The organism is Pseudomonas sp. AC172 (assembly GCF_979258595.1).
Map to the genome: position 1 here is coordinate 4,357,011 of NZ_OZ409868.1, position 15,222 is coordinate 4,372,232.

The 15,222-nt window shown below is 58.1% G+C and carries 16 protein-coding genes; 5 read left to right on the top strand and 11 right to left on the bottom strand.

Annotated features, from left to right (window positions below; translation table 11 throughout):
* Positions 1-26 precede the first annotated feature (26 nt).
* The gene (gene murJ / locus ACZ0A4_RS19640; protein WP_463576056.1) at positions 27-1,565 is read right to left on the bottom strand and encodes a murein biosynthesis integral membrane protein MurJ; all 1,539 of its coding nucleotides are present in this window, start codon (positions 1,563-1,565) and stop codon (positions 27-29) included.
* Between the two features lie 252 nt (positions 1,566-1,817).
* Here murJ and rpsT point away from each other — a divergent pair, with 252 nt between their 5' ends.
* A complete protein-coding gene (gene rpsT / locus ACZ0A4_RS19645) occupies positions 1,818-2,090 on the top strand; it encodes a 30S ribosomal protein S20 (RefSeq protein WP_003228351.1) in 273 nt (90 codons plus the stop codon).
* 186 nt (positions 2,091-2,276) lie between these two features.
* Here the strand turns inward: rpsT and ACZ0A4_RS19650 are convergent, their stop codons facing one another.
* The 5 genes from ACZ0A4_RS19650 to rplU form a co-directional block, all read right to left on the bottom strand.
* On the bottom strand, positions 2,277-2,744 hold the full coding sequence (locus tag ACZ0A4_RS19650) for a CreA family protein (RefSeq protein ID WP_007909822.1): 468 nt from the start codon (positions 2,742-2,744) through the stop codon (positions 2,277-2,279).
* 10 nt (positions 2,745-2,754) lie between these two features.
* Complete coding sequence (gene proB / locus ACZ0A4_RS19655; protein ID WP_463577605.1) at positions 2,755-3,873, bottom strand: glutamate 5-kinase; 1,119 nt, start codon at positions 3,871-3,873, stop codon at positions 2,755-2,757.
* Between the two features lie 123 nt (positions 3,874-3,996).
* Entirely contained in the window at positions 3,997-5,220 is a 1,224-nt protein-coding gene (cgtA, locus tag ACZ0A4_RS19660) for an Obg family GTPase CgtA (RefSeq protein ID WP_242207010.1), read from the bottom strand.
* A 193-nt stretch (positions 5,221-5,413) separates the two neighbouring features.
* Positions 5,414-5,671, bottom strand: coding sequence for a 50S ribosomal protein L27 (gene rpmA / locus ACZ0A4_RS19665; protein WP_003176049.1), 258 nt, complete (start codon positions 5,669-5,671; stop codon positions 5,414-5,416).
* Positions 5,672-5,705: 34 nt separating this feature from the next.
* The gene (gene rplU, locus ACZ0A4_RS19670; RefSeq protein ID WP_003176051.1) at positions 5,706-6,020 is read right to left on the bottom strand and encodes a 50S ribosomal protein L21; all 315 of its coding nucleotides are present in this window, start codon (positions 6,018-6,020) and stop codon (positions 5,706-5,708) included.
* Positions 6,021-6,259: 239 nt separating this feature from the next.
* Between rplU and ACZ0A4_RS19675 the strand changes: the two genes are divergently transcribed.
* The 3 genes from ACZ0A4_RS19675 to ACZ0A4_RS19685 all read left to right on the top strand — a co-directional run bounded on the left by ACZ0A4_RS19675 (position 6,260) and on the right by ACZ0A4_RS19685 (position 8,213).
* Positions 6,260-7,228 carry a polyprenyl synthetase family protein gene (locus ACZ0A4_RS19675; RefSeq protein ID WP_093434797.1) on the top strand — a complete coding sequence of 323 codons (969 nt, stop codon included), beginning with the start codon at positions 6,260-6,262 and terminating at the stop codon, positions 7,226-7,228.
* A gap of 180 nt (positions 7,229-7,408) precedes the next feature.
* A complete protein-coding gene (locus tag ACZ0A4_RS19680) occupies positions 7,409-7,750 on the top strand; it encodes a zinc ribbon domain-containing protein YjdM (RefSeq protein WP_077574604.1) in 342 nt (113 codons plus the stop codon).
* 205 nt (positions 7,751-7,955) lie between these two features.
* Positions 7,956-8,213, top strand: coding sequence for a PA4570 family protein (locus ACZ0A4_RS19685; protein WP_034153845.1), 258 nt, complete (start codon positions 7,956-7,958; stop codon positions 8,211-8,213).
* A gap of 110 nt (positions 8,214-8,323) precedes the next feature.
* Here ACZ0A4_RS19685 and ACZ0A4_RS19690 read toward each other — a convergent pair whose 3' ends face one another.
* The 3 genes from ACZ0A4_RS19690 to ACZ0A4_RS19700 all read right to left on the bottom strand — a co-directional run bounded on the left by ACZ0A4_RS19690 (position 8,324) and on the right by ACZ0A4_RS19700 (position 9,993).
* Positions 8,324-8,941 carry an FKBP-type peptidyl-prolyl cis-trans isomerase gene (locus tag ACZ0A4_RS19690; RefSeq protein WP_008078561.1) on the bottom strand — a complete coding sequence of 206 codons (618 nt, stop codon included), beginning with the start codon at positions 8,939-8,941 and terminating at the stop codon, positions 8,324-8,326.
* Between the two features lie 122 nt (positions 8,942-9,063).
* Positions 9,064-9,369 (bottom strand): DUF6482 family protein, encoded by a 306-nt coding sequence (locus tag ACZ0A4_RS19695; RefSeq protein WP_008078563.1) that lies wholly within the window; start codon positions 9,367-9,369, stop codon positions 9,064-9,066.
* A 135-nt stretch (positions 9,370-9,504) separates the two neighbouring features.
* On the bottom strand, positions 9,505-9,993 hold the full coding sequence (locus tag ACZ0A4_RS19700) for a TIGR00645 family protein (RefSeq protein WP_007909801.1): 489 nt from the start codon (positions 9,991-9,993) through the stop codon (positions 9,505-9,507).
* A gap of 160 nt (positions 9,994-10,153) precedes the next feature.
* On the opposite strand from ACZ0A4_RS19700, the gene ACZ0A4_RS19705 reads away from it, so the two are divergent.
* Positions 10,154-11,983, top strand: coding sequence for a hypothetical protein (locus ACZ0A4_RS19705; protein ID WP_463576058.1), 1,830 nt, complete (start codon positions 10,154-10,156; stop codon positions 11,981-11,983).
* 36 nt (positions 11,984-12,019) lie between these two features.
* On the opposite strand, the gene ACZ0A4_RS19710 is transcribed toward ACZ0A4_RS19705, so the two are convergent.
* Both ACZ0A4_RS19710 and ACZ0A4_RS19715 read right to left on the bottom strand, forming a co-directional pair.
* Positions 12,020-12,334, bottom strand: coding sequence for a PA4575 family protein (locus ACZ0A4_RS19710; protein WP_007909799.1), 315 nt, complete (start codon positions 12,332-12,334; stop codon positions 12,020-12,022).
* A 312-nt stretch (positions 12,335-12,646) separates the two neighbouring features.
* Positions 12,647-15,085 (bottom strand): Lon protease family protein, encoded by a 2,439-nt coding sequence (locus ACZ0A4_RS19715; protein ID WP_463555752.1) that lies wholly within the window; start codon positions 15,083-15,085, stop codon positions 12,647-12,649.
* Positions 15,086-15,222: the final 137 nt, after the last annotated feature.

The window sequence follows — 15,222 nt, forward strand, 5'->3', positions numbered from 1 at the left end:
CGCGCCTGTTTATAAAGGGTAAAACCTCAGCTCAAGGCCTTGCGATTGAAGTCACGCAGGCGGAAACCGAGCAGCAGCAACATACCGAAATAAGCGATCACGCCCGCCGCGACCAATGCGCCCAGACGCAGGAAGCGCTCAAGCATGTGGCCTTGATCCCATGCCGGCATGAAATGCATGCCAATCAGCAGCACTGCCGACATCACAGCCACCGCGACCACCAGCTTGAAACCAAACTTGGCCCAACCCGGCTGGGGCTGATACATCTGCTGCTTGCGCAGTTGATAGAACAGCAGTCCGGCATTCAGACACGCACCCGCACTGATCGCCAAGGCCAGACCGGCGTGCGCCAGCGGACCAATCAGCACCAGGTTGAACAACTGAGTGACCACCAAGGTGAAGATTGCGATTTTCACCGGGGTACGGATGTTCTGTTGCGCGTAAAAGCCCGGCGCCAGCACTTTGATCACGATAATCCCGAGCAGACCGACAGAATAGGCAATCAGTGCGCGCTGCGTCATTTCGGCGTCGAAGCCACTGAACTGACCGTACTGGAACAGCGAAACGGTCAGCGGCTCGGCGAGAATCCCCAACGCCAGCGAACATGGCAGCACCAGCACGAAGCACAGGCGCAGGCCCCAATCGAGAATCCGCGAATACTCGTGGCGATCCTTGCTGGCGTAGGTCTTGGCCAGCGTCGGCAGCAGAATCGTGCCCAACGCCACACCCAGCACACCCGAAGGTAATTCCATCAGGCGATCAGCGTAATACATCCACGACACCGAGCCCGCCACCAGAAACGAGGCGAAGATGGTATTGATGATCAGCGAAATCTGGCTGACCGACACGCCGAGAATCGCCGGCAGCATCTGCTTCATCACGCGCCAGACGCCGGTATCACGCAGATTCAGGCGCGGCAGTACCAGCATGCCGATCTTTTTCAGATGCGGCAGTTGATAGAGCAACTGCGCCAGACCACCGACCAATACTGCCCAACCTAGTGCCATGACCGGTGGATCGAAGTACGGCGTAAGGAACAGCGAAAACACGATCATGCTGACGTTGAGCAAGGTCGGCACAAAGGCCGGCACCGAGAAACGGTTCCAGGTATTGAGAATCGCGCCCGCCAGTGAGGACAGGGAGATCAGCAATATATAGGGGAACGTCACCCGCAACAGATCGGAGGTGAGCTGGAATTTTTCCGGCGTATCGGTGAAACCGGGGGCCGTGGCCCAGATCACCCAAGGCGCAGCGATCATGCCCAGCGCAGTCACCACCGCTAATACGAGCGTCAGAAGACCTGAAACGTAAGCAATGAACGTACGGGTTGCCTCTTCGCCCTGCTGGCTTTTGTATTCAGCGAGAATCGGCACAAAGGCCTGAGAGAAAGCGCCCTCAGCAAAGATTCGCCGCAACAGATTGGGCAGTTTGAAGGCAATAAAGAAGGCATCCGTCGCCATACCGGCGCCGAATGTACGGGCAATCAGCGTGTCACGAACAAAGCCCAGAATCCGGGAAAGCATCGTGATAGAGCTGACGGCGGCCAACGATTTGAGCAGATTCATTGAGGGAATTTGTGCCTGTCGATAAACAGCAGGCGAATAAAGCGCCCACTTGTGCGATACTCCGCGCCGCAGCAGCACAGAGCCAAAGCTCGCGAGTTTACAGGTCAAGCGCCGGAAATAAATATCCCGCCTCTTTACACCTACCACTTAGCGGAACGTTTCAAGCGCCCTTGACAAGACTTCTCTTCATCGGCATGATTCGCGGCCTATTTTGTTTGCTATTTCCTAAAAAGTCTTTCGAGGAGCTCGACGGTGGCCAACTCACCTTCCGCCAAAAAACGTGCAAAACAGGCTGAGAAGCGTCGCAGCCACAACGCCAGCCTGCGTTCCATGGTTCGCACCTACATCAAGAATGTAGTTAAAGCCATCGACGCAAAAGACGCTGAAAAAGCTCAAGCTGCATACGTTCTGGCTGTGCCAGTTATCGACCGTATGGCCGATAAAGGCATCATCCACAAGAACAAGGCTGCTCGCCATAAGAGCCGCCTGAATGGCCACGTCAAAGCACTGAAAGAAGCTGCTTAATCCGACGTAGTCATTAAAAAACCGACCTTAGGGTCGGTTTTTTATTGCCTGTGATTTAGTAAATCCAGCGCAAAAAAAAATGTGGGAGCGAGCCTGCTCGCGAATGCGATCTGCCAGATTGATAGCTTTATCGACTGACACGACCTCTTCGCGAGCAGGCTCGCTCCCACATTTGTATCTGCAATGTTATTGCTGGACCGGCACCCATGGCAGAATCGGGATAGCGGTCACGGCATTCTGCGGGCTGCCTTCGATCAAGCGATCGCTGTAGACCAGATACACCAGTGTATTGCGCTTCTTGTCGAGGAAACGCACCACCTGCATGGTCTTGAACACCAGCGAGGTGCGCTCCTTGAACACCTCATCACCGTCCTTCAGATCACCCTTGAACTTTATCGGGCCGACCTGGCGGCAAGCGATCGACGCCTCGGCGCGATCCTCAGCCAGACCCAGACCACCCTTCACGCCGCCGGTTTTGGCACGCGACAAGTAGCAGGTCACGCCTTCGACTTTCGGATCATCGAAAGCCTCAACGACAATACGGTCGTTCGGACCGACAAACTTGAACACCGTCGACACCTGACCGATTTCCTCGGCCGAGGCCAGCAATGGCATCGCCATCAGCAAGCCCAACAATCCTTTTGCTAAACGCATCGAGTTTTCCTTAAACCAGAATCAGGTTGTCACGGTGAACCAATTCAGGCTCCGCCATGTAACCGAGCAAACCGACAATCGCATCCGACGACTGACCGATGATTTTTTGTGCCTCCAGCGCGCTGTAGTTGGCCAGGCCACGGGCAATCTCACGACCATCCGGCGCCACACAGACCACCATTTCGCCGCGGCGGAAACTGCCCTGTACCAACTTCACACCGACGGGCAGCAGACTTTTGTTGCCCTTGGACAACGCCGATACCGCACCCTCGTCCAGCACCAAGGTGCCGCGAGTTTGCAAATGCCCGGCCAGCCATTGCTTGCGCGCCGCGAGCATGCCACGCTCAGGCGACAGCAATGTGCCAATGCGCTCACCCGCCTTCAGACGATCAAGCACGCGCTCAAGACGCCCACCGACGATAATAGTGTGCGCACCGGAACGCGCAGCCAATCGAGCCGCACGCAACTTGGTCTGCATGCCGCCACGACCCAGCGCACCACCGGTACCGCCCGCCACCGCATCCAGACCTGGATCATCGGCGCGCGCTTCGTATATCAGCTGCGCATCAGGGTTGTTACGCGGATCGGCGTCAAACATGCCGTCGCGATCAGTGAGAATCACCAACAGATCAGCTTCGACCAGGTTGGCCACCAGCGCCGCGAGCGTGTCGTTGTCGCCGAAACGGATTTCGTCGGTGACCACGGTGTCGTTTTCGTTGATCACCGGGATGACTTTCAGCTCGACCAGCGCACGCAAAGTGCTGCGGGCGTTGAGGTAGCGCTTGCGGTCGGACAAATCGTCGTGAGTCAGGAGAATCTGCGCAGTGTGCCGGCCATGCTCGGCGAAGCTCGATTCCCACGCCTGCACCAAGCCCATCTGACCAATTGCCGCAGCCGCCTGGAGCTCATGCATCGCACTGGGTCGTGCGGTCCAGCCCAAACGACTCATGCCAGCCGCTACCGCTCCGGAGGACACCAGCACCAACTCGACGCCAGCCTCATGCAAGGCCACCATCTGCTCAACCCAGACACTCATTGCCGCGCGATCCAACCCTTTGCCATCTGCTGTCAGCAAAGCGCTGCCGATCTTCACGACCCAACGCTGCGCACCTGTCACCTTGCTCCGCATCATCTTCAACCTTAGCTTGAGGGCAGCGCGACCCAGCGCCGCCCATGACGTTATTTGTGACTTGCGATTTCCAGATACTAAAACGCCGCTCGATTGAGCGGCGCTTAAGTTTACTGCAACGAATCAGTCACGCACGTAAATGATTTCCGGACCATCTTCGTCATCCACATCTTCTTCGTCCCAATCATCGTCGCCGATGTCATGGACCGACTTCACGCCACTGCGACGCAGGGCACGCTTGTCATCCAGCGCCTGCAGTTGCGCGCGTGCTTCATCTTCGATGCGCTGATCGAGATCGGCCAACTCTTCCTTGTACGCCGGGTCGGCAGCCAGACGATCGGCACGATCTTCCATGTAACGCATGATGTCGTGGCACAGACGCTCGGTGCCGATCTTGGCGATGGCCGAGATCACGTAAACCGGGCCGGTCCACTCGAGGCGATCAACGATTTCCTTGACGCGCTCATCGTGATCTTCTTCAAGGATCTGGTCGCACTTGTTCAGCACCAACCAACGATCGCGCTCGGCCAGGGACGGACTGAACTTGATCAGCTCGTTGACGATCACTTCAGCAGCATCCGGCGCACTGGAATCATCCAGCGGCGCCATGTCGACGAGGTGCAGCAGCAGACGCGTGCGCGCCAAGTGCTTGAGGAAACGGATACCCAGACCAGCACCGTCGGAAGCACCTTCGATCAGACCCGGAATATCCGCGACCACGAAGCTCTTCCAGCGATCGACGCTGACCACACCGAGGTTCGGCACCAGCGTGGTGAACGGGTAGTCGGCGACTTTCGGCTTGGCGGCCGAGACCGAACGGATAAAGGTACTTTTACCGGCGTTCGGCAAACCCAGCAGACCGACGTCAGCCAGTACTTTCATTTCCAGCTTCAGATCACGCTGCTCACCCGGCTTGCCCGGCGTGGTTTGACGCGGCGCCCGGTTGGTACTGGATTTGAAACGGGTGTTACCCAGACCGTGCCAGCCGCCCTGCACTACCATCAGTTTCTGGCCAGCCTTGGTCAGGTCGCCAATCACTTCCTGGGTAGCAGAGTCGATCACCGTGGTGCCGACCGGCACGCGCAGGATCAGGTCTTCACCTTTTTTACCGGTGCAATCGGTGCTGCCACCATTGGAGCCACGCTCGGCATCGAAGTGCCGGGTGTAACGGTAGTCGACCAAGGTGTTGAGGTTTTCGTCAGCCATCATGTAGATGGAACCGCCGTCACCGCCATCACCGCCGTTCGGGCCACCGTTTTCGATGAATTTTTCCCGACGGAAACTCATGGCGCCATTGCCGCCGTCACCAGCCTTTACGCGAATCGATACTTCATCAACAAACTTCATAACCAACGCCTCTCGCCATACGGACGAGCCGAAAAACAATCAAGACATAAGACTCTTGCAAAAATGAGCGCAGCGACCCCAAAACACGACCTGCATCGCACGCCGACAGCCCATACAAACAGTTTTGCAAGAGACTCACCCCACAAACGAAAAAGCCCCGTCGCGAGACAGGGCTTTTCCAGCGATCGCGCAATTAAGCTGCGACAACGCTCACGTAACGGCGGTTGAACGCGCCTTTTACTTCAAACTTGATCACGCCTTCGATTTTCGCGAAGAGGGTGTGATCCTTACCCATGCCAACGCCGTAGCCAGCGTGGAATTGGGTGCCGCGCTGACGCACGATGATGTTGCCCGGAATGATTTTCTGGCCGCCATACATCTTAACGCCAAGGCGTTTGGCTTCTGAGTCGCGACCGTTACGGGTACTACCACCAGCTTTTTTGTGTGCCATGAGTCAATTCTCCTAGTGAGGAATTAGGCTGAAATTAAGCCTGAATACCGGTGATTTTGATCTCGGTGTACCACTGGCGGTGGCCCATACGCTTCATGTGGTGCTTACGGCGACGGAACTTGATGATGCGGACTTTATCGTGACGACCTTGGGAGATCACTTCAGCCACAACGGTAGCGCCAGCAACAACTGGAGCGCCGATATTCACGTCGTCGCCATTGGCAACCAACAGAACGCGATCAAAGGTAACGGATTCGCCGGTAGCGATTTCCAGTTTTTCGATCTTCAGGTATTCACCTGGGGCGACTTTGTACTGCTTGCCGCCAGTAACGATTACTGCATAAGACATGGTATTTCTCCGATAATCCTGCTCACCCAGCTCTTTATAAGAAGAGGTATTGGCTGGCATGGCTGCATAAGGCTGGATGGCCCGTTGCAATTGCGTAAGGCAGGTGCTGCCCAGGAAGTTCAGGGTGCGCGATTGTACGCAAGGCGCGACAGGCTTGCAAGTAGCCGTCTATCGCGCCTTGACAGGTCTGGATGGGGGTCCTAGCATGCCGCGCAACCCTTCTGGAGCGACTCTCGCTGATGCAACCCCAAGCTTTCTACCGCGCGGTGGCGGACGATTTTAGCGCCGTCGACGGCATCATCAAGAAGCAGCTGACTTCCCGAGTACCGCTGGTATCGAAAATCGGCGATTACATTACCTCGGCCGGCGGCAAACGTCTGCGTCCTTTATTAGTGTTGCTGTGTGGCAAGGCCCTGGGTCGCGAAGGCGACGACATGCGCCTGTTGGCCGCCACCATTGAATTCCTGCACACCGCCACTCTGCTGCATGACGACGTGGTCGACATGTCCGGCATGCGCCGTGGCCGCTCGACCGCCAACGCCATGTGGGGCAACGCCCCGAGCGTACTGGTCGGCGACTTCCTGTACTCGCGCTCGTTCGAAATGATGGTCGAACTGGGCTCGATGCCGGTGATGAAGATCCTGTCCCAGGCCACGCGCATCATCGCTGAAGGCGAAGTGTTGCAACTGTCCAAGGTGCGCGACGCCAGCACCACGGAAGAAACCTACATGGAAGTCATCCGCGGCAAGACCGCAATGCTCTTCGAAGCTTCGACCCACAGTGCCGCCGCACTGGCCGGTGCGACTGCCGAGCAGAGCGAAGCCCTGCGTACCTTCGGTGATCATCTGGGCGTGGCGTTCCAGCTGGTCGACGACCTGCTCGACTACAAGGGCGACGCAGAAACCCTGGGCAAGAACGTCGGCGACGATCTGGCCGAAGGCAAGCCGACTCTGCCGCTGATCTACACCATGCGCGAAGGTACGGCTGAACAGGCTGCCCTGGTGCGTCAGGCGATCCAGAAAGGCGGGATCGAAGATCTGGAAAGCATCCGCATTGCCGTGGAAGCGTCTGGTTCGCTGGAATACACCGCGCAACTGGCCCGCGATTACGTGGCCCGTGCGATCAAGTGCCTCGATGCCCTGCCGGCCAGTGAATACCGCGATGCGCTGGTTGAACTGAGCGAGTTTGCGGTCGCCCGTACGCACTGATACAACCCACTGTGGGAGCGAGCCTGCTCGCGAAAGCAATCTGCCAATCGATATCAATGTTGACTGACGCAGGGCTTTCGCAAGCAGGCTGGCTCCCACAGTTGTTCCTGCGTTATGCCCTCCTTCGCGTAAAACCCTATACAATGTGCGACTTTTAGCGATCCCTACCAAGGAGCCTTAGTGAGCACGTTGCCACCCTGCCCGAAATGCAATTCCGAATACACCTACGAAGACGGTACCCAACTGGTGTGCCCGGAGTGCGCCCACGAGTGGTCCGCCAATGGCGAAGCCGAAGTGGCGTCCGATGATGCCGTGAAGAAAGATTCGGTCGGCAACGTCCTGCAGGACGGCGACACCATCACCGTGATCAAGGACCTCAAGGTCAAGGGCACCTCGCTGGTGGTCAAGGTCGGCACCAAGGTCAAGAACATCCGTCTGTGCGATGGCGACCACGACATCGACTGCAAGATCGACGGTATCGGCCCGATGAAACTCAAATCCGAGTTCGTCAGAAAGGTCTGAATCGACTGTCATCCATCCCGCGCCAGCCGTGGGATGGAGCTTCGCCCTCCCCGCTCCGCCCCAATAAAATCAAGCAGTAGCCAAACGCCAGCCGTTTTGACCTTACGCAATCTTTACCCGGAAAAAATCAGAATCCGCCAATAGGCGCTTGCTATTTGATGAATAAGAATTATTCTCATTGAAACCTTTCAAGGAGATGAGAACCATGACTTATCTGATCGACGCCTGGCTGGACCGCCCACACCCATACCTCAGAATCCTCCATCGGGAAACCGGCGAAGTCTGTGCGGTGCTTGAAGAAGAAGCCCTGCATGAACTGCAAGACCAAGGGGATCTGGACGTCAGCAGCCTGAATTCCAGCGAGCCGCTGGTGCTCAAGGAGCTGGTGCGCAATCTGTTCCTGTTTTGCTATGCCCGGGCGTTGCGCCCGACCAGTGAACTGCATCACAAGATAGAACTATGAGCAGTAATACAAAACCTGTGGGAGCGAGCTTGCTCGCGAAGGCTTCAACTCGAATCTCAAGTTAGATCCAGTCGCCTGCATTCGCGAGCAAGCTCGCTCCCACAAAGGTCTTACAGAACGTCCAGCAGCTCGACGTCGAATACCAGAACGCTGTGCGGCGGGATGCTGCCAACGCCTTGAGCGCCGTAAGCCAGTTCGCTCGGCACGTACAGACGCCACTTGCTGCCGGCATTCATCAGTTGCAGAGCTTCGGTCCAGCCAGCGATCACGCCGCCAACCGGAAATTCTGCAGGCTGGCCGCGCTCGTAGGAGCTGTCGAACACAGTGCCGTCGATCAGCGTGCCGTGGTAGTGCGTACGCACTTGGTCTTCACGGGTCGGCTTGGCGCCTTCGCCCTGCGTCAGCACTTCGAATTGCAGGCCGGAAGCCAGGGTAGTGATGCCGTCACGCTTGGCGTTTTCAGCCAGGAAGGCCAGGCCTTCGCCTGCAGCAGCTTCAGCTTTGGCAGCTGCTTCGGCCTGCATGATCTCGCGGATCACTTTGAAGCTGGCGGACATTTCTTCCTGGCCAACACGGCTTTCCTTACCGGCGAACGCGTCGGTCAGGCCAGCCAGGATCGCGTCCAGGCTAACGCCCGGTGGCGGGTTGTCGCGCAGCTGGTCACCCAGCTGACGGCCGATGCCGTAGCTGACGCGGGTTTCGTCGGTGGACAGATTTACTTCGGACATGACACTGCTCCGCTGTGCGGACGGCCACAAGACTTGCCGTGCGTGCACAGCGCGTCCCGGCGCGCCCGGAACCAAAAGGGCGAGCAGACTAGCACAGATGTTCCGGCGTTGGCGCGCAACGCCTACAGGGCAGAACGCCAGGCAAGCGGCACCTTCAGGCTTTCCTCGCCACTGGCGCCCAGGCCACACATTTCATCATGTACCGAGGTGTGTACAAGGTTGAACGGCAGCACCGGGAAGGCATGCAGCAAATCCCGCGCATGCTCCACCGAACGCAGTGTCAGCATGTTGCCTTTGAGATCACTTAACGGATACGCCGCGCCATGCATCCGTGCTTCGAGCAGATAAATCCCGCCTTCCATGGAGATCAGGTTGAGCTCATCAACCTTCCTGGCGATGGCAAACGCATTCAACTCTTGCAGGTTCATGAACGCACCTCACAACGTGGCGAGTCAGGACCTCTACAGGGATATGCCCGCGCGCATCAAAGCACAAGCCATAAACGACACCGCCCGTCTGTTTCGCAACAGACGGGCGGTGTTTTTGCAGCGATCAACGGTTGATCAGTGCTTGGTGACCTTGTCCAGGTAACCCATGGCGAACGCCGAAACAACGAAGGTCATGTGGATGATCACGTACCACATCAAGTGCTCGGGATCGACGTTCTTGGCGTCCATGAAGATGCGCAACAAGTGGATCGAGGAGATCGCCACGATCGAAGCCGCGACTTTCATCTTCAGCGACGACGAGTCCATGGTGCCGAGCCAGCTGAGCTTTTCCTTGCCTTCATCGATGTTCAGTTCAGAGACGAAGTTCTCGTAGCCGGAAATCATCACCATGACCAGCAGGCCGCCGACCAGCGCCATATCGATCAGCGACAACAGCACCAGAATCAGCTCCGATTCGGCCATCGAGAACACGTTGGGCAGGATGTGAAACACTTCCTGGAAAAATTTCAGTGCCAGCGCCAGCAGCCCGAGGGACAGCCCGATATAGATCGGCGCCAGCAGCCAGCGCGAGGCGTACATTGCATTTTCGATAAAGCGTTCCATTGAATCTCACACATGGGGGCTGGAAATGGCGGCGAGTATACCAGCCCCCTGTGACAGCCAGAAACTGCCCAGAAATCCGCCACCTGCGCGTGTGGGTGATTTTTTTCTGCTAGTGTCCAAACCATTGACAGCCCAGTGACTGCAGACAGGACGTGTGGAAATGGATGTGCGATTACCGATAACGACGGCCGGAATCTGTCTTGCTCTGTTGATCAGCGGTTGCTCGCCCGGCGACGAGAAACATGCCGCCAGCCTTGAAGAAAAGACCGCAAAGTTCGAACAGTCGCTGGACGCCATCACCGATCCGAAACTCAAGGACGCCATCACCGAACTCGGTGGCTCACTGCTGCTGCTCGAACGGGCACAGCTCAAACTCGCCGACAATCCACCGCGCACCGAATACGGCGAAGACGCCCTCGCCGTGCTCAAGCACTACCCTGCCCCGCAGACGCTGGTCGACACTTTTATCAATGGCCTGTTCGTGCTGCACAAAGATGCCAGCTCCGACTACCTCACCGATCTGCAACCAGTGTTCCCGTTCAACCTGAACATTCCCGGCGGCTTCCTGTTCCCCCATGGCGTGGAGTGGCAGTCGGTGACGTTGAGCACCAAACGCGTGATCGCTTATCAGCCGGAATGGTCGGAAACCGATCCGGGCATTCAGCTCAGCCCGTCCAGCTCCAACGTCACCAACCCCGATGACCTGACCGTGACCTACCCGTTCATTGACGGGCTGGACGTGGACAAGAAGACCCTGCCGCAACCGGTCAGCCTGCAAGGCCAGATCGAAGTCATCGCGCCGCGCCGCCTGTACAGCTTCGACCTGACGCAAAAGGACGTCGGCCAGACCCGCACCAACGACAACCTCAGCGTTAAATTGCTGAAGCTTGAAAACAATTACGCCGAAGTCGAATTCAGCAACAACCTGCCGCTGGCAGCGGAAGTCGCCGATGCCCAACTCAATCCGCTGATCGTCCAGGCCCGCGATAACACCGGGCAGTATCTGGTCCGCGCCGGCTCGATCAACGAAAGTCCGGAGCAAGTGGCCTTCTACCAGAAACAACTGGGGTACCTGCAACAGCAGAAAGCCTGGAGCGATACGCTGGAAAAACAGCTCACCCAAGAACAGCAGGATTTCGAGCAAAAACACCCGCGTCGCTACAACAAGGTCTATTTCAATGGCCCGATCGAAACCCTGGAAGTCAGCGTGCTGGATTTTTCCTCGGCGACGGTCACCCGCAAACCGCTAGACCTGCCGATTCGCACGTTCAATCAGCACACCACGGAGAAAACCATCCAGCCGCTGGATCCGTCGGTGACGGTTTATGACGATCTGGCGGCCAACTGGCTCAAGGGTGCGAGCCTCACCGAAGAACAACTGAAGGCCGGCATTCGCATCCATCAATCCGTGGAAGAACCGAGCGCTGCCCGCATCGAGTTCTCCCATCGCCGCACGTTCAACGATGAATTGCTGGGCGATGACTTCAGTCCGGGTGTCAGTCCTGTGACGTTCTTCACCGAAAAGCGCAGTGGCAAGCTCGATGAACCGATCGAACTGCCACCCGAGGCGTATCAAGTCGATCCGCTGCGCGCGACGATTACTTACGATCTGAATCTGTTCCCGGAAACCCCGGCGATTGCCGTCGGCTCAATGCCGCTGTTTCTCGCCACGGTGGCCAAACAGACGTACGACGCCAAGTCCCTGCCCAAAGGCCTGGAGATCAAGAACAACATGCTGGCGGTAGACCTGAAACTGTTTTCGCCCAACGAGTGGCGTTTCTTCGTCAGAGACGACAGCGGCAACTACCTCAAGCAGATTCTCTCGGTCAGCCACGATGCGAGCGCAGAAGGCCCGGCGTTGTTTGGCGTACATTATTTTTATGGCCGCCCCACCCACGTCGAAACCTATCAGCGCACCGACCTCGCCACCGTGCAATACGGCTTTGAGGTCAAACTCGACAAGGCGCAGGTGCCTGAGACTGCTCCCTGAAGAGCAAGATCAAAAGATAGCAGCCTGCGGCAGTGCCTACAGGGCGCGGCCACGGCCACCGTTGATCTGCCGCAACTGGGCTTGCAGGTGCAGGCTCCAGATCTGCGGATCGTCGGCCAGTTCGTAGCCATGCAAGGTCAGGCTTTCGACGATGGTGTCGAGTATCGATTCGGCGGCGACCGGCCCATGAAACGGGCCCTGGGCTTTGATGGCGGAAGGTTGTTCGCCGGCCATGCCGGCAGCGAAGAGCAGCGTCCACATGCCATTGTCGCCGGCCAACGGCTTGATGGCGCATTCGATACGGGTCACAAGACCCAGGCATTGACGGGTGAGGCAGAGGTTGCGCGACATGGCGGCGACCCTCGGTGAAGCCGGTATTCAGCCCCCACGGGAGGACTGGCTCGATCCAGTGATACTGTCGATATCCTTGAGCTGAGAATAGAAGAAAAGTCCGCTGCGCAAGCCGAATGGAACCAGAAGGCGCCGAATGGTCATTGTGTGAATATTGGCGCCAGAGTAGTGGCGAAGTTTCGCTGGATTCACACCAAACAAATGTGGGAGCGAGCCTGCTCGCGAATGCGGAGTGTCAGGCAACTTATTCGTCGTCTGATGCAGCGCTTTCGCGAGCAGGCTCGCTCCCACAGTTTTTGACCGCGTTAAAGCTTAAGCCGGTTTGGCTTCGGCCAGGGCTTCCTGGGCCAATTCCTTCTCAGCCTCTTTAAGATCTTCTTCGCTGATCATCTCGGCGATGTCACGCAAGCGCTCGACCACCCGTGCGTTGATGCTGCCTTCCGGGAATTCGCCATCGGCATTCGGTTCACCCGCCGGTTCGCCCACCAGCAAGCTCAATGCCTCGTCGGCCTGACGCACCGCGTACACGTGGAACTGCCCGGCACGCACCGCCGCCAGCACTTTCTCATCGAGCATCAGCGTGGCGACGTTGGCCTGCGGAATGATCGCGCCCTGCTCGCCGGTCAAGCCGCGTGCTTCGCAGAGGCGGAAGAAGCCTTCGATCTTCTCGTTGACTCCGCCCACTGCCTGCACTTCACCGAACTGGTTGATCGAACCGGTGATCGCGAAGCACTGCTTGAGCGGGGTTTTCGACAGCGCCGAAATCAACGTGCACGCCTCGCCCAGCGACGCACTGTCGCCATCGACGTAACCGTAGGATTGCTCCAGAGCGATGCTCGCGGAAATCGCCAGCGGGAATTCCTGAGCGTAACGGCTGCCCAGATACCCGGTGAGGATCATCACGCCTTTGGAGTGGATCGGCTGGCCGAGGTTAACCTCACGCTCGATGTCGACGATGCCGCTGCCGCCCGGGTACACCGTGGCGGAAATCCGCGCCGGCACACCAAACGCCGAATCGCCGACTTCAAGCACGGTCAGACCGTTGCACTTGCCGACCGCCGCGCCATCGGTGTCGATCAGGATGATCCCGGCGAGCATGTCGTCGAGAATCCGCGCCGACACACGCCCGGTGCGCGTGGCTTTGGCCTTCAGCGCACGTTCGATATGACCGGCATCGGTCATCTCATCGCCGGCCAGATGACGGATGAAATCCGCTTCGCTGACCAGTTGGAACAGATCGCCAATGCGCGCCGACAAACGCCCTTGGTGTTCGGCCAGCCGCGCACTGTAAGTCGCCAGACGCGCCACCGCATCGGCGGTGAGCGGCGCCATGCCTTCTTCCGAAGTCCGGGTTTTCAACAGTTGGGCGAACTGTTCCAGGCTCTCGTCGACCATCGGAATGTCTTCGTCGAAATCGACCAGAACGCGGAACATCTCCTGGAAGTCCGGATCGAGATCCTGCAGCGTGTAATACAGCGACCGCGCACCGATGATGATGACTTTGACCTGCAACGGAATGTGCTGCGGATTAAGCGTCACTGTGGCGAAACGGCCCATCTCGCCCAGCGGCGATTCCATTTTCAGCTTGCGCGATTGCAGGGCGCGTTTCAGCGCATCCCACACGAACGGCTCACTGAGCATTTTTTCCGCTTCAAGAATCAGGAAACCGCCGTTGGCGCGGTGCAAGGCACCCGGACGCAACTGGCGATACGTGGTGTAGAGCGCGCCCTGATCGGTGGTGTATTCGATACGACCGAAGAGGTTTTCGTAAGTCGGGTGCGGCTCGAACACTACCGGCGCACCACCACTCAACGGATGCCCGACCACCAGACTTGGCGCGTATTGCTCTTCCAGCAGTTTGCGCGCAACGGCGTCGGTCTTGCTGTCGTCGACCAGTTGCTCGACCACGGTTTTCAGCAGGTACACCTGCATGGCTTGCAAGTAACCGCAGACCGCGGCGTTCTCGGCGTACTTCTCCGACAGCGGCGACAGCAACGGCTGCAAGGCCAGGGTGATGGTTTCTTCGTTGAGCGAACGCAGCTGATTGTTCGACTCACGCTTCCACTGCGGCAGGCTAGCGAGTTCTTCGTTCAGGCGCTCTTCGAGGCCAGAGATGTCATCGTGAAAACGCTCGCGATCAACCTCTGGCAACTGGGCGAATTCCGCTTCGTCCAGCGCTTTGCCATCGAGCATCGGCGTGAAGGCGATGTTGCTGCTGTCGCGATACAGGGCGACGTCTTTTTCCAGGGCCAGACGCTCGATGATGTCGAGAGCCTTGTCGTAGCGCTGGTTGAAAGCGCGGTCGATGGCGCTTTTCTTTTGCTGGTAGGACGGGTGCTCGAACACCGCTGGAAACGTCGCCAGCAGGTTGTCGATCAAACCGTTGATGTCACCGATAAACGCACCGGCAGTGCCCGACGGCAGTTCCAGGGCGCGCGGTTCGCGTGGCTCGTCGAAATTGTTGACGTAGACCCAGTCCGCCGGGGTCTGCAGGCGTTTGCCTTCGGCCTTCAGGTAGCGTTTGACGAACGAGAAACGACCGGTGCCGGGCTCGCCCATGACGAAAACGTTGTAACCGGGGCGTGGCATGGCCACACCGAACTGCAAGGCTTCGACCGCGCGTTCCTGGCCGAGCACACCGCGAAAGGGCTCCAGATCATTGGTGGTAGTGAAGCTGAACTGTTCAGCGGAAAACGGACGGGTCAGCGCTTCGGGCGCGAGACGCAAGCTGGCAGCAACAGGATCAGGCATCGGGCTTCCTTAACAATCAGGCGGGGCAGATAGCGGCATTCTGGCGCTGCCCGTGCCCCACTGGCAAGGCGCGCCACACCACAAAGCATAGACAACCAGCCAAGCCTGCGGCTCGCCCCCGGAAACCGGGGTTTATT